The sequence below is a fragment of the Paenarthrobacter nicotinovorans genome (assembly GCF_007670255.1).
Taxonomy (GTDB): Bacteria; Actinomycetota; Actinomycetes; order Actinomycetales; family Micrococcaceae; genus Arthrobacter; species Arthrobacter nicotinovorans_B.
This window is the reverse complement of the sequence record NZ_SZVS01000002.1, coordinates 502,509-521,305: the sequence shown is the minus strand read 5'-3', so window position 1 is coordinate 521,305 and position 18,797 is coordinate 502,509. Positions and strand designations below refer to the sequence as shown.

Here is an 18,797-nt window from a genome sequence, read left to right as displayed (position 1 = left end):
CGGGTCTCTTTTCAGCTTCGGGTTGGCCCGGATCCCACCGCTACGACGTCGGCCGGTTCCCACGTCCGCCGAGTGCACGGGAGACGTCGCCGGCCTTCTTCAAGGTGGCGCGCAACTCCTTGGGCAGCGAGAAGAGAAGGTCTTCCTCTGCCGTCACAACCTCTTGGACCTCGCCGTATCCGTACTCGGCGAGCAGTCGCAGAACGTCCTGCACCAGCACCTCCGGTACAGATGCCCCGGACGTCACGCCCACGGTGGCCACGCCCTCGAACCAGGCCTCGTCCACCTCGTTCGCGAAGTCCACCCGGTAGGAGCTCTTGGCCCCGTATTCAAGGGCCACTTCGACCAAGCGGACCGAGTTGGAAGAGTTTGCCGAGCCAACCACAATCACCAGGTCAGCCTGTGGAGCAATCTTCTTGATGGCCACTTGGCGGTTGGTGGTGGCGTAGCAGATGTCGTCGCTGGGCGGATCCTGAAGCGTGGGAAAGCGCTCCTTGAGCAGGCGGACCGTCTCCATGGTCTCGTCGACACTCAGTGTCGTCTGTGAAAGCCAGATGGTCTTCTCAGGATCACGGACGGTGACCTTGTCGACCTCGTGGGGGCCGTTGATGATCTGGATGTGTTCAGGGGCCTCACCTGCGGTCCCCTCGACCTCTTCGTGGCCTTCGTGGCCGATCAGCAGGATGTCGTAGTCGTCCTTAGCAAACCGGACAGCTTCACGGTGGACCTTGGTGACCAAGGGGCACGTGGCATCAATGGTGCGCAGGCCGCGGTCCTCGGCAGATTGGACCACAGCCGGCGAGACGCCGTGCGCCGAAAAAATCACCAATGCGCCCTCGGGAACCTCGTCGGTTTCCTCAACGAAGATGGCGCCCTGTTCTTCAAGGGAGCTGACCACGTGAACGTTGTGGACGATCTGCTTCCGCACGTAAACCGGCGGCCCATAGTGCTCCAACGCCTTTTCAACGGCGATGACAGCCCGGTCGACACCGGCGCAGTAGCCGCGCGGAGCAGCCAGCAAGACCTTCTTGGGACCCACAACCGGGGCCGCCGCCTGTACCTCTTCCGGAGATCGCCGTCTGCGGGGCACCGTTGGCATAGGAATGGAAACTGCTGTGCTGGTCATGCCTCCATGCTACCGGCACGGCCTTTAGCTGCGGGCAGAACGTGACCGTTGTCGCCCTGACACCACAGCAGCTATGACACCGACCACAACAAGTGCGCCGGAGACGACCACCGAGGTACCCACCCATTGGCCGAATCCTGCCCGCGCTGCCGTGAGGAATTCATCCTTGAACAACTCCGCCACGCTGTTGGCGCTGTCGAGGTTCCCCACCACTGACCCGGCGAGATCCGCTCCTGCAGTCCAAAGGGCCGCAAGTGCCAGACCACCGAGGCCAAGGAACACCAACACCAGCGATCGCCGTCGTGCCGCAACGATCGCCAAGAGAGCTGAAACAGCGGCGCCGAGGGTCGCCACCCACCACAAGGGCGCGAAGGCAGCTACGCGTTCGACGAGTTGGCGGTGGGTTGGCTGCCCCAGCGACACGAGGCTTTCGGCCGGAACGTCAATGCGGATAGTTGTGGCCTCGGCGAAGTGGTCCCGGATCAGCCTGACCATGGGAGCGATATCGAGAACCAAAGCGGTACTTGCGCGGTTTTCCTCCGGCTGGTCCACTGTGCCGAAATTGTGCCTGTGGCTGTTCCTGACCGTGTCCTGCCACGCCTGTGGATAGTCACTCCACGATTGCATTCCCGAGGTAGCTTTCCGGAGGGCATCGGACGCAACGGACTGGATGGGCTCAGGCAGATCAACTGAGGACTCAAAGGTTCCTACAGCCGCCGCGGCCAGCCGGCTCTGGAATTCGGGATCGTTGCCCAGGGAGCCAGCCAGGCGGACAAAGCCATCTTCCTTGACGATGTTCTGGTCCACCCACGCTGTGGGAACGGCGACGGCCGTAAGGAGCACGGCGAGGACCACTCCAACTACTGAGACAAAAGTTCGCAAAATCATCCTCGGAGTCGGGGGCAGTGCCACCATCCTAGGTCTGTCCACATGATAGGAAAAATGTCGGTGCCGGGGATCAAGCTATGGATAGAGTTGGAAGGCGGCCGCGATCCAAGGGCGCACCCCTGAACGAGGACCATGAACATGCAGCCACGAACGCAGCGACCGGGACAGGCACGGACCAGCCATGTCCGCTGAAGCCATGCCGGAATCAACCCTCCCCGGAACTGCTGCCGAAACAAGCCCGGACAACCCCTGGCCACTGCAGCTGCTCTCCCGCAAGCTCAAGGCCCACATCGAACGTGCTCCCGCAGCGTGGATCGAGGGCCAGGTCATTGAAATGAACCGCAGGGGCGGCAACGCTTTCCTCACCCTGAGGGATGTGGATGCGGAGATTTCGCTGCCCGCATCTGTGTGGTCCACAGTCTTGGACCGGCAAAAGATACCGCTGGAACGCGGTTCGCGGGTGGTGGCATTGGTCAAGGCGGACTTCTGGGTGAAAACCGGTCGCCTGAACATGTCGGTCAAGGACATCCGTCCGGTAGGCCTCGGTGACCTGCTGGTGAGGATCGAAAGGCTTCGCCAGGCATTGGCCGCCGAAGGCCTGTTTGCCGATTCCCGGAAGCGCAAGCTGCCGCTGCTCCCCCACCGCATCGGGCTGATCACGGGCAGGGATTCGGACGCTAAGAAGGACGTCATGCGCAATGCCGCCCTGCGCTGGCCCGCAGTGGAATTCGACGTTCGGGAAGTGGCCGTCCAGGGCAACACCGCCGTCGCCCAGATCATCGCTGCATTGAAGAAACTGGATGCCGATCCACACGTTGACGTCATCGTGCTCGCCCGCGGCGGAGGCGCCTTGGAAGACCTCCTGCCGTTCAGCAACGAGGACCTCATCCGGGCAGTCTCTGCTGCCACCACGCCGGTGGTCAGTGCCATCGGGCACGAGGCGGACCGACCCATCCTGGACGATGTAGCGGACCTGCGCGCCTCCACGCCCACGGACGCCGCCAAGCGGATTGTTCCGGACGTGGCAGAAGAATTGGCGATGGTCCGCCAAGCAAGGGATCACCTTCGTCGTGGGATCAGCCGACTCGTGGACCGCGAGACGGACAGGCTCCAGTCCTTGAAGTCCAGGCCGGTCCTGGCATCACCGGCCTCCATGGTGGACGCCCGGGCGGACGATATCCACCGTCTGCAGCGCAGGACACATTCGGCCGTCAGCACGGCCGTTGTGCGGGCCCTGGACCAGGTGCACCACTTGCGGGCCCAGGTCCGCGCACTGTCGCCGCAAAAAACCCTGGACCGCGGTTACGCCGTCGTCCAACTCATCGGGGAAGACGAGGCCGGACACCACGTAGTCAGCAGTCCCGAAGAGGCACCGGACGGGACAGCATTGGCCGTCCGGGTCGCTCACGGAAGATTCAAGGCAGCCTCCACAGGCCATGCTGAACGCCTGGACCCCTGAAGCCACTGAACACCGACGTAAGGACATCATGACTGAGAACAACGCAGCATCCCCTGGGCCCGGGTCCCTGGACAGCCTGAGTTACGAAGAAGCACGCGAACAACTTGTGGCCGTCGTCAGCCGCCTTGAGGCAGGTGGCGCCAGCCTTGAGGAATCCCTCGCCCTCTGGGAGCGGGGCGAAGCCCTCGCCAAGCGCTGCGAGGACTGGCTGGAGGGCGCCCGGAAGCGCCTGGCAACGGCCCGGGACGCAGGGAACGACGGCGGTACGTCAGCGGGCGCCGACCAGCAGCAGTAGTCCCTAGGACTTCTCGACGAGCGCCCGCTCCGCCGCGACGTCGAAATCGGCCTTGGGCCAGTCCAAATCCAGGCTTTCCAAGGCCTCCAGCAGCAGCTGTTGAACGGCGATCCGGGCGTACCACTTCTTGTTGGCCGGTACGACGTGCCAAGGCGCGACATCCGTTGAGGTCTTCTCAAAGGCGATGCTGTAGGCGGCCATGTAGTCGTCCCAATAGGCGCGTTCGGCGAGGTCGCCCCGGCTGTACTTCCAGTGCTTGGCGGGATCGTCCAAGCGGGCAATCAGGCGCTCTTTTTGTTCGTCCTTGCTGATGTTCAGCATGACCTTAACTATGGTGGTGCCCTGTTCGGCCAGGCGCGCCTCGAAATCGTTAATGGCCGCATAGCGGCGTTCGAGTTCCTCGGCGTCGGCCCAGCCATGGACACGGTGGATCAGTACGTCCTCGTAGTGGGACCGGTCGAACACCCCGACCATGCCGACTGCCGGGACTTCCTTCTCGATCCGCCACAGGAAGTCATGCGACTTTTCCTCGTCCGTGGGAGCCTTGAAGGCGGCCAGGTGCACACCCTGCGGGTCCATGGCGCCCACCACATGGCTCACGATTCCGCCCTTGCCCGCAGTGTCCATGGCCTGCAGGATCAGCAAGAGCCTCTTGGAGCTGCCGAACTTGCCCTCGGCGAAGAGCTGCTCCTGCAGTTCTGCCAGCCGGTCGTCCTGGGCCTCGAGCAAAGCCTTGCCGTCCGCCTTGGTCCCCGCATAGCCGGGGGTGGACTGAGGGTCGACGCCTGCCAACGAAAATCCGGGCCCGACCTTCAGAACTTCGGCTGGACTCTTGGCGAACTCAACTACAGCAGCCATGTGGCGCCCCCTTCTTCCCCGACCGCGCCCCGATGACGCGGCTGTGAACCTCAGGCTAGTTGCCCGGGTACCTCGACAGGAAGTCCGCCATGCGCCCAATCGCCTCTTCAATGTCCTTCACGTTGGGCAAGGTCACCATGCGGAAGTGGTCAGGGCGAACCCAGTTGAACGCACGTCCGTGGGAGACGAGGATCTTCTGCTCCTTCAGCAGGTCAAGGACAAACTTCTCGTCATCCCTGATGTGGTAGACCTCCGGGTCCAGCTTCGGGAACAAGTACAGGGCACCCCTCGCCTGCTGGGTGCTGACCCCGGGAATGGCGTTGAGGAGGTCGTAAGCCTTGTTGCGCTGTTCCAGGAGCCTGCCACCGGGAAGGATGAGATCGTTGATGCTCTGGTAGCCACCAAGCGCGGTCTGGATGGCATGCTGGGCAGGAACGTTGGCGCACAAGCGCATGTTGGCCAGGAGGTTGATGCCCTCCAGGTAATCCGCGGCGTCCTTCTTGGGCCCGGAAATGGCCATCCAACCGGCACGGTAACCGCAGACCCGGTAGGCCTTGGACAGCCCGCTGAACGTCAGGCAGAGCACGTCGTCCCCGGTCAGTCCGGCGAGGTTGGTGTGGACGGCGTCTTCGTACAGGATTTTTTCGTAGATCTCATCGGCGAACAGCACCAGGCCATGCTTTTCGGCCAGGGCCACAATCCGCCTGAGGGTCTCCTCCGGGTAGACAGCACCGGTGGGATTGTTGGGATTGATCACCACGATGCCCTTGGTCCGGGGGGTAATCTTCGATTCCATGTCATCAAGGTCAGGCTGCCAGCCTGAATCTTCATCGCAGAGGTAGTGCACGGGACGGCCGCCGGCCAGCGCGACAGATGCTGTCCACAGGGGGTAGTCCGGGGTGGGAATGAGGACCTCGTCGCCATCCTCGAGCAACGCCATGAGGGACATGGTGATGAGTTCGCTGACACCATTTCCGAGGTAGATGTCATCGACGTGGATGTTTTGGATACCGCGGGTCTGGTAGTACTGGGAAACAGCGGTCCTTGCCGAGAAAATCCCGCGCGAATCGCTGTAACCCTGGGCATTGGGCAGGTGGCGGATCATGTCCACCAAAATGGCGTCAGGCGCTTCAAAGCCGAAGGGGGCCGGGTTTCCGATGTTCAGTTTGAGGATCCTGTGACCCTCCGCCTCCATTTGCTGGGCGGCCTGAAGGATCGGTCCACGGATGTCGTAGAGGACATTATGAAGCTTGGTGGACTGCTTGAAATTCGCCATTCCTCAAATATGCCACACGGGTGATGTAGTTCAGTTGAGACTTGACTCACATATACGACGACGGCGGTGACAGTCCCGCGCGGGTCCGTCACCGCCGTCGTACGCGGTTTTGTTGTGGGGCTACTTGACGATGCCCTTGTCCTTCAGCCAGGCGGCTGCGGCGTCCTTGGGCGACTGCTTCTGGTCTCCGCTGACGGCCCTGTTCAAGTTGATGAGGTCTTCAGTGGTGAGGATCTTGGACACGTTGTTGAGCGCGTCCTTGGCCTTGTCCGTCATCTTGGACTTGTTGTAGAGCGGCAGGACCTGCTGGGCCTTGAAGTTGTTCTTGGGGTCCTCAAGGACTACGAGGTCGTTGTCGACGATCGACGGCGTGGTGGTGTAGATGTCAGCCACCTGGACCTTGTCCTCCAGCAACGCCTGCAGCGTCAGGTTGCCACCGCCGTCGCTGAACGGCTGCAGGCCCTTGAGCTCGCAGTTGTAGTTCTTCTTCAGGCCCGGGAAGCCGTACGAGCGGGTCTCGAAGGTGGCCGGAGCCGCCATGGTGAAGTCCTTGCAGACCTTGGCCAGGTCCTCAATGGACTTCAACTGGTACTTCTCGGCCGTGGCCTTGGTGACCACCATGGCGTCCTTGTCCTCGGCCTTGGAGGCGTCCAGGACACCCAGCCCTTCAGGCAGCTTGCCGGGCAGGGCCTTGTACACGTCATCGGCCGAAACTTCGGCGGCCTCAGTGTCCACGTAGGAAAGGAGGTTGCCGGAGTAGTCCGGAACGAGGTCGATCGAGCCGTCCTGGACAGCCTTGAAGTAGATCTCACGCGAACCGATGTTCGGCTTGGACGTTGCGGTGAGTCCTGCTGCGTTGAGTGCACCAACGTAGATTTCGGCGATGACCTGGCTCTCGGGGAAATCGGCAGAGCCAACCACCAGGGAACCGCCACCAGAGGAGCCGCTGGGCGCCGCGGAGGAGGGATTGGCCAGGGGGCTGCCGCCGCACGCGCTCAAGGCGAGGGCCACACCCACACCAGCTGCGAGGCCGCCAAGGCCACGGCGTGTAAGGGTCATGGGGACGGGGTTCTTCATGGTGTACCTCCTTGAACGGCAGCCCCGGCTGGAGCCGCGGCTGTGAGATCTTCGGCTGCCTTATGGCCGCCTTTTGAGTCGAGGGTAAGACCTGGTGAAAGGACCAGCCGTTGCACCGCAGCGAGGATCAGGTCCACGGCAATGGCAAGGCCGGCGATGAGCAAGGACCCACCGAGCATCCGGGGAAAATCCTGCAGGACGAGGCCGTCAAAGAGATAACGGCCCAGCCCTCCGAGCGGCAGGTACGCCACCACGGAAACAGTGGCGATGACCTGCAGCACGGCAGTGCGGATGCCACCGAACATCACTTGCAGGCCGTTGGGCAGTTCCACCCGGAAGAGGATCTGCAGCTCGGTCATGCCCACGGCCCTGGCAGCATCAACCACGTTGGCATCAACACTGGAAATGCCGGCGTAGGTACCGGCCAGAAGCGGCGGGACTGTAAGGATTACCAAGGCCCAAACCGGAGGCATCAGGCCGCTGCCTGCCAGCAACGCGAAAAGGACCAGCAAGCCGAGGGTGGGCAGGGCTCGGAGTGCGCCGGCCACAGCCACTGCCACCACTCGCCCCCGCCCGGTGTGACCAATAAAGAGCCCCACGGGAATGGCGATCACGGCGGCGATGAGCAGCACCAGGCCGCTGTACTGCAAATGTTCAAGCAAGCGGGTGGGAATGCCACCGCTTCCGGTCCAGTGCTTGGGGTCGGCGAGCCACGCGAGGGTTTCGGCAAAGATGTTCATGCCGACACTCCAGGATCGGGGCGCAGGCCTGCCTGTGGCACGGCGGGTCCGGTCTTGGGCTCAGTGGCCAAGGTGGTGGCATCGGGCCCGGAAGGTTTACCGCCCGCCGCACGGGTCCATGGCGTCAGGAGCCGCTCCAGCACAACAAGGACAGCATCCATGAGCAATGCCAAAACCAGGATGGCGAGGATCCCCACCACCACTTCGGTGATGAAAGTCCGCTGCAGTCCGTCGGTGAAGAGAACGCCCAGGTTGCCCACCCCCAGCAATGCCGCGACACTGACCAGGGAAATATTGCTGACGGACACTACGCGGAGGCCCGCGAACATCACCGGCAAGGACAATGGCAGGTCCACCTGGAAGAACCGGGCCGCCGGTTTGAAGCCCATGGCCACGGCAGCGTTACGGAGGTCATCGTCCACGGAGTCGAAAGCATCCATCGCCGCCCGGACCAGCAAGGCAACGGCGTAGATGGTCAGCGCCACCACCACATTCAAGGGATCCAGAATCCGCGTGCCCAGAATGGTGGGAAGAATGATGAACAGTGCCAGCGAGGGAATGGTGTAGAGCAGCGACGACGCCGTAGCCACCACCGAGCGGAGCGTGCTGTTCCGTCGGGCAAGCTGCGCCAGGGGAACAGAGATCACCAGTCCCAGAACCATGGGAATGACCGCGAGCACAAGGTGCTGGCCCGCCAGTCCCAGGACCATTCCAATGTTGGCAAGGAACCACTCCATCAGGTGGCGTCCTCCCTGTGGTGCCGCACTTCCTCGATCAAGGCAAGGACTTCCGGCGCCTTCAAAACTCCGGCGACCCGGCCGTCGTCGTCCACTGCCACCCCAAGGCCCGACGGCGAGGACAACGCCGCGTCCAGGGCGCGGCGCAGCGTATCCCCCTTGCGGAAGAGCGAACCACCCGGGATCAGCCCGGCGCCGTCGCGGGGTGAGGACCATCCAAGGGGGCGCGACTCATCGTCCACTACCAAGGCCCACTCCCCCGAGCGACGCCCGGCGCTGTGGCCATCGCTGTGATTGACCATGGTCACCGGGTGCAGGGTCACGGCATCTGCTGCGTTGAAAGCGAGGTGACGGAAGCCGCGATCGCGCCCCACGAAGGAGGCGACGAAGTCGTTCGCCGGCGCCCTGAGGATTTCCTCCGGGGCGGCATATTGGGCCAGCTTCCCGCCCACGGCAAACACGGCCACTTTGTCGCCCAGGACAGTCGCTTCGTCGATGTCGTGCGTGACGAAGACGATGGTCTTGGCAAGTTCGCGTTGCAGGCGCAGCAACTCCTGCTGCAGTTCATCGCGCACCACGGGATCCACGGCACTGAACGGCTCGTCCATCAACAGGACAGGCGGGTCGGCAGCGAGCGCGCGGGCAACCCCGACACGCTGCTGCTGACCACCCGAGAGTTGGCTCGGGTACCGCTTGCCGAGAACAGAGGCCAGCCCGACGACGTCGAGCAGTTCGGCCGCACGCTTGCGCGCGGCCGCCTTGGGCACGCCGTTAAGGCGCGGGACGGTGGCGATGTTGTCCTGCACGGAGCGGTGCGGCAAGAGGCCCGATGACTGCATGACGTAGCCCATGGATCGGCGGAGCTTGGCCGCCGGAACTTGGGACACGTCGTCGCCGGCCACGGTGATGGTTCCGCTGGTGGGTTCAACCATGCGGTTGATCATGCGCAGGGAGGTGGTTTTGCCGCAGCCTGAGGGCCCCACGAACACGGTGATGGCGCCCTTGTCGATGGACATGGTGAGAGCGTCCACCGCAGGTTGCCCGCCCTGGTATTGCTTGGTCACGCTCTGGAACTCAATCATGGCTTCGGCCATACCCGGGCTTACCTATCTGTGGTCGAGAACATCGGTAGAGCCTGATGATCATATGCACTCTTATTACTTGGCTGCAAAGCAATCTTCACCCAGAGTAGCCAGCACCACCGGCGATGTCAGCGGCGGCACGAATTCCGTAATCAATCGGCAATGTTTCATCGTTTCCGGCGCTTCCCTCCCCTGCCCGACCGCTCTGTGGCCTGGTCATGTTTGTAACGTTCGACGGCGCGTTGTCCCCTGTCCGCCGACATCACCTTCTGGTGCCACTCGCGCTGGTAGGCACGGCGGGCAGCGGCATCGTGCTTCCGGTTGAGCGCAGCCAATTCGCGTTGCAGCTTGAGGTAGCTGGCCCAGCGCCGGGGTTCCAGGGTCTGATCGGCGAGCGCCTGTTGCACAGCGCACCCCGGTTCCGCCTGGTGGGCACAGTCGGCGAAACGGCATTGGGCGAAGAGTTCCTCGAGGTCGCCGAACATCTCTTCCATCCCGTCCTCCGCATCGAAGAGCCCGAATCCGCGGACACCGGGGGTGTCCATCAGCACGGCGCCACCGGGAAGGGGCACCAACTCCCTTGACGTGGTGGTGTGCTTGCCTTTGCCGTCTCCTGCACGAACGGCGCCGGTCTGCTGGACGTCGTGGCCTGCGAGCGCGTTGATGAGTGTCGATTTGCCGGCTCCGGACGGACCGAGAAATACCAGCGTGGCGCCGTCGGGAACGTGTCGCATGAGTTCGTCGAGCCCATCGCCGTGTTCGGCCGAGGTGGTGACCACCTCCACGCCGGCGGCTTGCTTGATCACTTCCCCCACAACGTCATCAGCCACGAAGGCCAGGTCGGCTTTGGTGATGACCACCAACGGAGCAGCCCCCGAATCCCACGCAGCCACGAGGGTCCGTTCCAGCCGGTTGTGGGTCAGGGGGCGGTCCACCGGAACTACGACCGCCACGATATCGATGTTGCTGCCAAGGATCTGCTCCTCGGACGAGGCTTCGAAGGCGCGCTTGCGGCTCAGGGCCGAATAGCGGGGCAGGACGTCGACGACGGCGGGTTCGCCGGCGCCGTTGTGGCCGATCCATGCCCAGTCACCCGTCGCCGGAACCAGTCCTTGGGCAGGGTAGGGCAGATGGAGCAGTCCATCGGCGCAAGCCACCAGCACCCGGTTGCGGTCCAGTCGGACCACCCTGCCTGGTGTCGCGTTGTCCTGGTTGCCGGGGGGCCTGTTGGCGACGAAGAGTTCTGCTGTTTTGTCGGTGAAACCATACTCCACAGGTCCGCGAAGTTGCGTGGTGGTGCTGGATGAAGGGTCGTTTGATGAAGCGTAAATATTCAATGGGATGCCTCTGCTGAGGCCCGGTTGCCTGCTACTGGCAGGCGGATGCCGGGACAGGGTGGGTGGTGTGATGACGGTGCGCCGCCGTGTGCGGGGCGCGCGAGGTTTCGGCAATCATCAGAATCCACCCCCTTAGGCATCCAGGCCGGCAAGATCCGCCGGCAACGATGCCCAGCCTAGCCAACCGTCGGCAGCTTGGCTACCCCTGGGCGCTCGGCTTTCCGTCTGCCGGCCGCTCACGGTGAAGGCGCAATGCCGTGTCAACCAAGGACACGCGGTTGAGCTTGTCGACGTCCGGCAAGGGAATCCACGCAGCATGCGTGGTGGTTCCGTCCACTTCGTATGTCAGTTCACCGCCCACCACAGTGGCCTCGTACACGATACGAAGGGCCTGGAAGTCACGCACGGACCCATCCGGCCGCTTCTCTCCCCGCCAGTGTCCGACGTCGATGCCCAACATCCCATCGACCCTGGCCTCATAGCCGGTTTCTTCCATGACCTCCCGTTTGCACCCATCCACGGGATGTTCGCCGAAGTCCAGGCCGCCGCCGGGAAGTGTCCAGCCTTCCTTGTCGTCCTGTTTCCAGTAGGCCAGCAGGATCCGCCCTTCCTTGACGATGACGGCGTAGGCAGCGGGACGGGTATCGAACTGGGGACTCATCGTGCCAGCATAATTCCCTTGCAGTGATCCCTACGGCAGTTCGGCAGCTGCAATGGGCCCGGCCTCTTCCGGACCCAGGTCCGGTTCTTCACGGAGCTCGACGACGGTACCGGGCTTGAGCAGCTCCAGCACCTTGATGTGGTTGCGGCCGGCTTTCAACAACGGTGCCGGCGCGTAGAGCGTCACCTGCGGGCCCTTGTCCCAGTACCGTCCCAGCAGGAAGCCATTGAGCCACACGAAGCCTTTCCCGGAGTCGGGCAGGGCAATGTACGTATCGGCCGGCTCGCCCAGCTCAAAATCGGCCCCGGCAAGCTCTTCCAGCTCTTCGGCCGCCCATTCGGTCAGGGCCACCGGAGTCTGTGTCCAGTGGAAGGTGTAGCGCTGGTTGATGAGGACGCCGCCCAGGATCCCCTTGCCGTGCCCGGTCAAGGGCCCGTAGTTGATCCGGCCAAGGTTTTCCACCAGAATCTCGAGCTTGCCCGGAACTCCTGTGCCTGTGACCGGCAATCCCTCGGCTCCTGTGACGTCATCGAGCACCCCTGCAAATTCGCCGTCCACCCAGAGGTATGCACGGTCATTCAGACCGGCAACCTTGACCCGGCTTTCAGTCGGAGCATCAGCGCGGCCGGGCAGGATGGCGTCGGCCGAGTAGAGGACCATACCCGCGTCGAGGCCCAATTGTTCGAAACTGAGGGGCTTGACACTGCTGACGGGCTTGCCGGCTCTGCGGACAAGCTCCAGCAGCTCCGGGCCAGCGCTCAGCGGCAGCGACTGTGCCGGAACAACGGCAGGGGCCGCCAGCAATTCGACCGGGAGCTCTGGGGTGTCTTCGATGCCCTGTGCCCGGAGAAACTCCTCCCGGAACGCATGGAACTTCGGCGTCAGGGCACCGTTCTCAGCAATGGGAGCATCGGAGTCGTAACTGGTGACCGTTGGCTGAAGTTGGCTGCCATCATGGTTGCTGCCGGATCCGAGGCCGAAGTTGGTTCCGCCGTGCGCCATGTACACACAGACCGAGCCGCCAAGGTCCAGCATCTTGCGGGCTTCCCTAGCCGCATCCGCGGCATCGCGGCGATGGTGGAGTTCGCCCCAATGGTCGAACCAGCCACCCCAGAACTCGACGTTGAAGAACGGCTCGTCCGGCCGGCGTCGTTTCCATGTCCCCACCGCTTCGTCGCCGCGGCTTCCCAGCGTCGCCGTCGCCCAAGTGCCTTCCACTGAACCGCCGTCGAGGAAGTAGTCCGTGCCGCCGTCGGCCGTGAACAGCAGCTCGGTGATACCGCGCTCTTCCAGTGACCGCCGGTTCCAGCGGATGTATTCGTGGTCATCTCCGTAGCTGCCGTATTCGTTCTCGATCTGCACGGCCACCACGGGCCCACCGGCGGAGGCCTGCCGTGAAGCGATGATGGGCAGCAGGTGGTCGAACCAGTCCTCGATGGCGGACGTGAAAACAGGGTCCATGCAGCGCAGTCCAATGCCCGGAATACCAGTCAGCCACGAGGGGAAACCCCCGTTGTCCCACTCGGCGCAAATGTACGGCCCGGGGCGAACGATGACCTCCAGTCCTTCCTCTGCCGCGAGGTCGATGAAGTGTCCCACGTCCCGCCAGCCGGCGAAGTCCGGCGCTTCATCGCGCTTGTGCTGGTGGAAGTTCCAGGCAACGTAGGTGTCAACGGTATTGGCCCCCATGGCCTTGAGCCGACGCAACCTGTCCCGCCACAGATCGGGGTGGACGCGGAAGTAGTGGATGGCTCCAGCGAGGATGCGATACGGTTCACCCGAACGGTAAAGGACGGCGTCGTGGTAGCTCAAAAGGGCGTTGTTCACACGGAACAGATTAGCTCAATTTCCAACATTTATGCACAGGTGATGACACATGACCAATCTTGATACTTCCCCCGCACAGGAAGTCTGCCCCGCGGCCCCGGAAGGCCAAGGTCCTTGTGTCCAGCTGTGGCCTGAGCGCGAAGTTCCGTTGGGCGGCGTGCGTGCCATGAACGTGATGAGGACGCTGCCGCAGCGCGGCCTCCCCACCGTCGGAGCGTGGTGTTTCCTGGACAGCTTCGGGCCGGACCGGGTGGCGATGAGCGTCCTCCCACACCCGCACTGCGGGCTGCAAACAGTCACCTGGCCGATGGAAGGCGCGGTCCGGCACCGTGACAGCGTGGGCAGCGATGTTGTGGTGCGGCCCGGCGAGCTGAACATCATGACTGCGGGCAACGGTATCTCCCACTCGGAATTCTCCGTTCTTCCCACTGCCGCAGATGGGTCAAGCCCGCTGGTGGGCGAACTGCCGGTGTCGCGCGGACTCCAGCTCTGGGTTGCCCTTCCGGATGAGCACCGCCACCGTGCGCCGTCGTTCGAGCAGATCAGGGACTTGCCCGTGGCTGTTGGTGAAGGCTTCACCGCCACGGTCATGGTGGGAGAGTTTGCCGGCCAACGCTCCCCTGCCACCATGTTCAGCCCGATCGTGGGTGCCGACATCGTGGGTTCGGGCCGTTTGGAGCTTCCATTGCGGCCGGACTTCGAGCACGCTGTGCTGGTTCTGGATGGCCACGTCGTTATTGACGGCCAGGACGTTGAGGCCGGGCCGCTGGCCTACCTCGGCGCGGAACGGACAAGCCTCGCCGTGGAAGCCCGGCCCGATACACGGTTCATGCTGCTCGGCGGTGAGCCCTTCGGCGAAGATCTCCTCATGTGGTGGAACTTTGTGGGCCGGACCCATGAGGAAGTGGAACAGGCCCGCGAAGAATGGGAAGCGGAAGGACTGCTCGACGACGACGCTGCCGCACGCTCACGCTTTGGTTTCGTCCACGGACACGGACCCGACGCCGGCCCGGAAGCCGGACGCATCCCGGCTCCCCCGCTGCCGGGCGTCAAGCTTCGTCCCCGCACCCGCGGCTGAGTTTTTGTAGCTAACGCGCCTAAGAGGGCTTCTTAAGGGCATTAGGTGTACAAAATCTCGATCAGGGGGTTTGCTCAGCCACCAGTCGGGGGACGCCGAACACGGGGTCCTGCTGGAGGATTCGGACATCCACGATGCCGTCCTCGGCCAGGGCAGCCTTGAACGCGTCCTGCAGTCGGGGAACGTTCATGCCCAATCCGCTTCCCAGGATCACGGGACCCTTCAAACCCAGCTGGCGGACGGCCTGGCCGGCAAGTTCGGCCAGGTCACGGCCGGCCTGCACCACCAAAGCCTGGCTGACCTGGTCGCCGGCATCGGCTGCCTCAACCACCAGCCGGGCCTGCTGGGCCCAGTAGCGGCGGCCGGTGTCGGGTGAATGGAAGAGTGCGATGAGCTTGCCCGGCTCATCGACACCACACGAGTCCAACAGTGCACGGCTCAGCCGGTCGGGTTCCAGGCCCTGGTTCATCCGCCGCAAACTATGGCGCACGGCTTCCCTCCCCAGCCAATAACCACTTCCTTCATCACCCAGGAGGTAGCCCCAGCCACCCGCCCGGGCCTCCTCGCCGGCGTCGTTCTTTCCCCACGCTGCCGAACCCGTACCGGCGATGACGGCCACGCCTGTGCTCGCTCCCCCGGCGGCGAGCAGCAGCCGGGAATCGTGCACTACCGTGATTCGCGCGCCCGGCGCATGGGGTGCGATCAGGTCGGCGAGCGCCTGGGCGTCCTGCTCGGTATCAATGCCGCCGGCACCGGCGTACACCTGGTCGATGACTCCGCCGCCGATTTTCCCGAACAGCTCAGCCAGGTTGGCCGCTGCCTGCTCCTTGGTGACATTCTGGACGTTGGAGCTGCCGGCCGTTTCGTCCCGTACGGGCTCGCCGTCGTGGAACCTCACGCCGCGCGTCTTGGTCCCGCCGATGTCGAGCCCAATGACGGTGCCGCTCGCGGCCGGGGCGGAGGCAGGGGAATGCTGGGCGGAGTCACGATTGTTCACCGTGAAAGACTAGCTTGGAGCGTCCGGAGGAGGAACCGACCATGCCTGAATCCCTGTTTGGCACCCCATTTATTGCGGCCCCCATGGCGGGTGGGACATCAACGCCGTCATTGGTCCAGGCGGTGCATGAGGCGGGCGGTTTGGGCTTCCTGGCTGCCGGCTACAAGAGTCCCGAGGCCATGACGGCGGAAATTTCCGTTGCCAGGGCACTGGGGGTCAGGTTCGGCATGAACGTCTTTGTTCCGGACCGCGATGCCCTCTCACCAGGGCCCGAAGCCCGGTCCCGGTTGGAGGCATACCGGGCCGAACTGGAGCCGGAAGCTGCCCGCTACGGCGTTTCCCTGCCTCCCCTCAGACTGGATGACGACGACGCCTGGCAGCAAAAAATCGAGGCCCTCGTCAATGATCCCGTGGAAGTGGTCAGTTTCGCCTTCGGCCTCCCCGGATCCGCGGTAGTCGCGTCCCTGCAGAAAGCCGGAACCATGGTCATCACCAGTGTCACCAGCGTTGAGGAGGCCCAGGCGGCGGCCGAAGAAGGGCCTGACGCACTGGTCGTCCAGCACGAATCCGCGGGGGCACACAGCACGGCCTTCCTGCCGGACAGCCCGGGACCGACGGCCATTACGACGGCGGAGCTGGTCACCCACGTGCGTTCCGCCGTCGGCCTTCCGCTGGTAGCAGCCGGCGCGGTGGTGGACGGCACCGCGCTGCGCGGCGTCTTGGCTGCAGGAGCAGTAGCCGCCCAGATCGGTACGGCACTGCTCCGCACCGAAGAAAGTGGTGCGCGGCAGACCCACAAGGACGCCCTGGGAGACCCGGCGTTCACCAGCACCGCCATCACCCGCGCCTTCACCGGGCGTGCGGCACGCTCCTTGGTCAATGACTTCGTGCGCAACCATCAGGACGCACCCGAAGGCTACCCCGCCATCCACCACCTCACGGCCCCGATCCGCGCTGCAGCATCGGCGGCAGGCGACCCACACCGCCTCAACCTGTGGGCCGGAACGGGCTGGCGGCAGGCACGGACGGGATCGGCGCGGGACGTGGTCAGGGAGTTCCTGAGCGGGCTCTGACGAGTTCGGCCAGCAGATCCCCGCCGTCGGTCACCACCAATTCCCGGAACAAACGGACGGCTTCGGGCTCAAAATTCCGCTCCCGCCAGGCAATACCGATCTGGCGGAATGCCAGGTCCGATTCGATGGGCACCTCGACGAGCCCAAGTTCGGCCTCGGGCAGGAACTGGCCCGTCCCTGAACCCGGCCCGGCGGGAGGCAGGATGCTGAAACCCAAGCCGGCGGAGACCAGTCCGCGGGCCGACGTGGACTCCTGGACCTCGAAGGCAATGCGAGGCCGGAAGCCGGCTTCCCGAAGCAGCGCCTCCCCCAACGCCCGCAGCCCGACCCCTGACGGGAGCGTCACATAGGGATCATGCCGCAGCTCTGAAAGGTGCACGCTGGACCGGGCGGCCAGGGGGTGCCGGTAATGCAGTACCGCCCGGAGAGGCTCGCGGTACAGGGGGTGGGAGCGGATCCCCCGCCCTTCCGGCGCTATTGGGGCCGTGAGCGCGAAGTCCATCTCCCCGCTTGCCAACTGCTGCAGGCAATCGTCGCGAGGCCCCTGCCACAGCTCGAAGGCTGCGTGGGGATGCCGTCCGCGGAAGGCGCTGATCAGCAGAGGAAGAGTTGCTTCGCCGAACGTGTGCTGGAACGACACACCGATCCGACCCCGAACAACATCGGATTCGTGGCGTACGCGGTCCAGCCCGGCTTGGAAGTCCTCCAGGGCTGCGTCGATGTAAGGAAGCAACGCCTTGGCAGCGGCGGTGAGCCGGATGCCTCGCCCGTCACGGACCAAAAGGTCCATGCCCACGACGGCGCTGGCCCGGGCTACTGCCCTGCTGACCGTGGATTGCGGGACCCCGAGTATCTCCGCGGTTTCGGTCATGTGCTCCGTGCGGCCCAGCTCGGCCAGTACGGGCAGCAGAGGGAGCAGTTGGACGAGTTGCTGGTGATTCGGTTCCACGATTTCCCTCCCGATGAGCTGCACTTATGCAATGCTGCATCAATTTTATGTAATCCATGCATTGGAATGGGTAGTTGCCGGCGTCTTACTGTTGGCCGGTGAACAACATGACCGTCGAGCCGGAAACCGACAGTTGGCAGGGCCACGCCAAAGGTTCGCGCGGCTATGGCCGCGTGCTGGCGGCCCTGGCGCTTGCCGGCGTCGCAACCTTCGCGCAGCTTTACTCCACGCAGGCCGTTCTGCCCCTCATGGCCGCGGATCTGCACATCACCGCAGCGGAGGCGGCGCTCAGCATCTCGCTCGCCACGGTAGGACTCGCCGTCACGGTGCTGCCTTGGTCCTTCGTTGCCGACAGGATCGGCAGGGTCCGGGCCATGGCGATCGGCATTGCCGCCGCAACCCTGCTGGGATTGCTGGTTCCACTGGCTCCAACGGTTCCCGTCCTCTTGGGGCTCCGCGCGCTTGAGGGCATGGCCCTGGGCGGCATTCCCGCCATCGCCATTGCCTACCTCAATGAAGAAGTCACCAAAATCCACACCGCGTTGGCGGCAGGAAGCTACGTTGCGGGTACAACACTCGGTGGTCTGGCGGGTCGCTTGGTAGCCGGCCCTGTGGGAGAAGTCTGGGGCTGGCGGACAGCGGCCCTCGCCGTCTCCCTGCTCGCCGCCATATCCGCTGTCCTGTTCCTGGTGCTTGTTCCCAAGCAACGGCGCTTTACGCCCTCTCCGGCCACTGGATTCCGTGGCGCCATCCGCACCTTGGGCGGCCATGCCGGCAATCCGAAACTCGTCTCGCTCTACCTGCAGGCGTTCCTGCTCATGGGTGGCTTCGTGGCGGTCTACAACTATCTAGGCTTCCGGTTGCACGCGGAGCCCTTCGCCCTTCCCGCCGCGGTGGTCAGCCTCATTTTCCTGGCCTACCTTTCAGGCACCGTGAGCTCCCGATGGGCGGCAGGTCTCACCACCAGGTTTGGACGGCGGAACGTTCTGGTGGCGGGCATTGTGATTTCGTCGGCGGGACTGGCCCTGACCCTGCTGGAAAACCTCGTTGCCATATTGGTCGGGCTGGTCATCTTCACGGGTGGCTTCTTTGCCGCCCACAGCGTAGGTTCCGGCTGGACGGGTGCCATCGCCACCACCGGCCGGGCACAGGCGGCATCGCTGTACAACCTGTCCTACTACCTTGGCTCCAGTGTTATCGGCTGGGCCGGCGGCCTTGCCTTCCAAGGGTTCGGCTGGACTGCTTTGGTGCTCGGCGTCATCGTCCTCTCATGCACGACGGCGGCAGTCACCTTGGTGGTTCACCGCACCCCGCGTCCGTCCCCCTGATTCCCGCCC

Annotated in this window: 18 protein-coding genes; 5 read left to right on the top strand and 13 right to left on the bottom strand. The window is 64.0% G+C overall.

Annotated features, from left to right (window positions below):
• Positions 1-40 precede the first annotated feature (40 nt).
• Complete coding sequence (locus FDP28_RS05280; RefSeq protein ID WP_144659611.1) at positions 41-1,126, bottom strand: 4-hydroxy-3-methylbut-2-enyl diphosphate reductase; 1,086 nt, start codon at positions 1,124-1,126, stop codon at positions 41-43.
• Positions 1,127-1,150: 24 nt separating this feature from the next.
• Positions 1,151-2,014, bottom strand: coding sequence for a hypothetical protein (locus FDP28_RS05275; protein ID WP_144659608.1), 864 nt, complete (start codon positions 2,012-2,014; stop codon positions 1,151-1,153).
• 181 nt (positions 2,015-2,195) lie between these two features.
• Here FDP28_RS05275 and xseA point away from each other — a divergent pair, with 181 nt between their 5' ends.
• A complete protein-coding gene (xseA, locus tag FDP28_RS05270; RefSeq protein ID WP_144659605.1) occupies positions 2,196-3,473 on the top strand; it encodes an exodeoxyribonuclease VII large subunit in 1,278 nt (425 codons plus the stop codon).
• A 28-nt stretch (positions 3,474-3,501) separates the two neighbouring features.
• Positions 3,502-3,768: an exodeoxyribonuclease VII small subunit gene (locus FDP28_RS05265; protein ID WP_144659602.1), complete on the top strand. Its 267-nt coding sequence runs from the start codon at positions 3,502-3,504 to the stop codon at positions 3,766-3,768.
• Between the two features lie 3 nt (positions 3,769-3,771).
• Here the strand turns inward: FDP28_RS05265 and FDP28_RS05260 are convergent, their stop codons facing one another.
• From FDP28_RS05260 to FDP28_RS05220, 9 genes are all read right to left on the bottom strand, one after another.
• The gene (locus FDP28_RS05260; RefSeq protein WP_144659599.1) at positions 3,772-4,626 is read right to left on the bottom strand and encodes a polyphosphate kinase 2 family protein; all 855 of its coding nucleotides are present in this window, start codon (positions 4,624-4,626) and stop codon (positions 3,772-3,774) included.
• A gap of 55 nt (positions 4,627-4,681) precedes the next feature.
• Entirely contained in the window at positions 4,682-5,902 is a 1,221-nt protein-coding gene (locus FDP28_RS05255; RefSeq protein ID WP_144659597.1) for a pyridoxal phosphate-dependent aminotransferase, read from the bottom strand.
• Between the two features lie 120 nt (positions 5,903-6,022).
• The gene (locus tag FDP28_RS05250) at positions 6,023-6,979 is read right to left on the bottom strand and encodes an ABC transporter substrate-binding protein (RefSeq protein WP_144659595.1); all 957 of its coding nucleotides are present in this window, start codon (positions 6,977-6,979) and stop codon (positions 6,023-6,025) included.
• Complete coding sequence (locus FDP28_RS05245) at positions 6,976-7,719, bottom strand: ABC transporter permease (RefSeq protein WP_144659592.1); 744 nt, start codon at positions 7,717-7,719, stop codon at positions 6,976-6,978. The genes FDP28_RS05250 and FDP28_RS05245 overlap by 4 nt, the downstream gene beginning before the upstream one ends.
• Positions 7,716-8,456, bottom strand: coding sequence for an ABC transporter permease (locus tag FDP28_RS05240; protein WP_144659590.1), 741 nt, complete (start codon positions 8,454-8,456; stop codon positions 7,716-7,718). The genes FDP28_RS05245 and FDP28_RS05240 overlap by 4 nt, the downstream gene beginning before the upstream one ends.
• A complete protein-coding gene (locus FDP28_RS05235; protein WP_144659588.1) occupies positions 8,456-9,550 on the bottom strand; it encodes an ABC transporter ATP-binding protein in 1,095 nt (364 codons plus the stop codon). Before FDP28_RS05235 ends, FDP28_RS05240 begins: the two co-directional genes overlap by 1 nt.
• 155 nt (positions 9,551-9,705) lie before the next feature.
• Positions 9,706-10,875, bottom strand: coding sequence for a ribosome small subunit-dependent GTPase A (rsgA, locus tag FDP28_RS05230; RefSeq protein ID WP_144659585.1), 1,170 nt, complete (start codon positions 10,873-10,875; stop codon positions 9,706-9,708).
• Positions 10,876-11,074: 199 nt separating this feature from the next.
• Positions 11,075-11,536 (bottom strand): NUDIX hydrolase, encoded by a 462-nt coding sequence (locus FDP28_RS05225; protein WP_144659583.1) that lies wholly within the window; start codon positions 11,534-11,536, stop codon positions 11,075-11,077.
• Between the two features lie 30 nt (positions 11,537-11,566).
• Entirely contained in the window at positions 11,567-13,363 is a 1,797-nt protein-coding gene (locus FDP28_RS05220; RefSeq protein WP_144659580.1) for a glycoside hydrolase family 35 protein, read from the bottom strand.
• A gap of 49 nt (positions 13,364-13,412) precedes the next feature.
• On the opposite strand from FDP28_RS05220, the gene FDP28_RS05215 reads away from it, so the two are divergent.
• On the top strand, positions 13,413-14,441 hold the full coding sequence (locus tag FDP28_RS05215; protein ID WP_144659578.1) for a pirin family protein: 1,029 nt from the start codon (positions 13,413-13,415) through the stop codon (positions 14,439-14,441).
• Positions 14,442-14,502: 61 nt separating this feature from the next.
• Here FDP28_RS05215 and FDP28_RS05210 read toward each other — a convergent pair whose 3' ends face one another.
• Positions 14,503-15,438: an N-acetylglucosamine kinase gene (locus FDP28_RS05210; protein WP_144659576.1), complete on the bottom strand. Its 936-nt coding sequence runs from the start codon at positions 15,436-15,438 to the stop codon at positions 14,503-14,505.
• A 41-nt stretch (positions 15,439-15,479) separates the two neighbouring features.
• On the opposite strand from FDP28_RS05210, the gene FDP28_RS05205 reads away from it, so the two are divergent.
• The gene (locus tag FDP28_RS05205) at positions 15,480-16,511 is read left to right on the top strand and encodes a nitronate monooxygenase (RefSeq protein ID WP_186313511.1); all 1,032 of its coding nucleotides are present in this window, start codon (positions 15,480-15,482) and stop codon (positions 16,509-16,511) included.
• Here the strand turns inward: FDP28_RS05205 and FDP28_RS05200 are convergent.
• Positions 16,486-17,460 carry a LysR family transcriptional regulator gene (locus FDP28_RS05200; protein ID WP_144659698.1) on the bottom strand — a complete coding sequence of 325 codons (975 nt, stop codon included), beginning with the start codon at positions 17,458-17,460 and terminating at the stop codon, positions 16,486-16,488. The genes FDP28_RS05205 and FDP28_RS05200 overlap by 26 nt on opposite strands.
• A gap of 107 nt (positions 17,461-17,567) precedes the next feature.
• Between FDP28_RS05200 and FDP28_RS05195 the strand changes: the two genes are divergently transcribed.
• Entirely contained in the window at positions 17,568-18,788 is a 1,221-nt protein-coding gene (locus FDP28_RS05195; RefSeq protein ID WP_144659697.1) for an MFS transporter, read from the top strand.
• Positions 18,789-18,797 lie beyond the last annotated feature (9 nt).

Bases quoted from the DNA above. Each gene is read 5' to 3' on its own strand.
- FDP28_RS05280 (WP_144659611.1), bottom strand. From the start codon at position 1,126: ATGACCAGCACAGCAGTTTCCATTCCTATGCCAACGGTGCCCCGCAGA.
- FDP28_RS05275 (WP_144659608.1), bottom strand. From the start codon at position 2,014: ATGATTTTGCGAACTTTTGTCTCAGTAGTTGGAGTGGTCCTCGCCGTG.
- xseA (WP_144659605.1), top strand. From the start codon at position 2,196: ATGTCCGCTGAAGCCATGCCGGAATCAACCCTCCCCGGAACTGCTGCC.
- FDP28_RS05265 (WP_144659602.1), top strand. From the start codon at position 3,502: ATGACTGAGAACAACGCAGCATCCCCTGGGCCCGGGTCCCTGGACAGC.
- FDP28_RS05260 (WP_144659599.1), bottom strand. From the start codon at position 4,626: ATGGCTGCTGTAGTTGAGTTCGCCAAGAGTCCAGCCGAAGTTCTGAAG.
- FDP28_RS05255 (WP_144659597.1), bottom strand. From the start codon at position 5,902: ATGGCGAATTTCAAGCAGTCCACCAAGCTTCATAATGTCCTCTACGAC.
- FDP28_RS05250 (WP_144659595.1), bottom strand. From the start codon at position 6,979: ATGAAGAACCCCGTCCCCATGACCCTTACACGCCGTGGCCTTGGCGGC.
- FDP28_RS05245 (WP_144659592.1), bottom strand. From the start codon at position 7,719: ATGAACATCTTTGCCGAAACCCTCGCGTGGCTCGCCGACCCCAAGCAC.
- FDP28_RS05240 (WP_144659590.1), bottom strand. From the start codon at position 8,456: ATGGAGTGGTTCCTTGCCAACATTGGAATGGTCCTGGGACTGGCGGGC.
- FDP28_RS05235 (WP_144659588.1), bottom strand. From the start codon at position 9,550: ATGGCCGAAGCCATGATTGAGTTCCAGAGCGTGACCAAGCAATACCAG.
- FDP28_RS05225 (WP_144659583.1), bottom strand. From the start codon at position 11,536: ATGAGTCCCCAGTTCGATACCCGTCCCGCTGCCTACGCCGTCATCGTC.
- FDP28_RS05215 (WP_144659578.1), top strand. From the start codon at position 13,413: ATGACCAATCTTGATACTTCCCCCGCACAGGAAGTCTGCCCCGCGGCC.
- FDP28_RS05205 (WP_186313511.1), top strand. From the start codon at position 15,480: ATGCCTGAATCCCTGTTTGGCACCCCATTTATTGCGGCCCCCATGGCG.
- FDP28_RS05195 (WP_144659697.1), top strand. From the start codon at position 17,568: ATGACCGTCGAGCCGGAAACCGACAGTTGGCAGGGCCACGCCAAAGGT.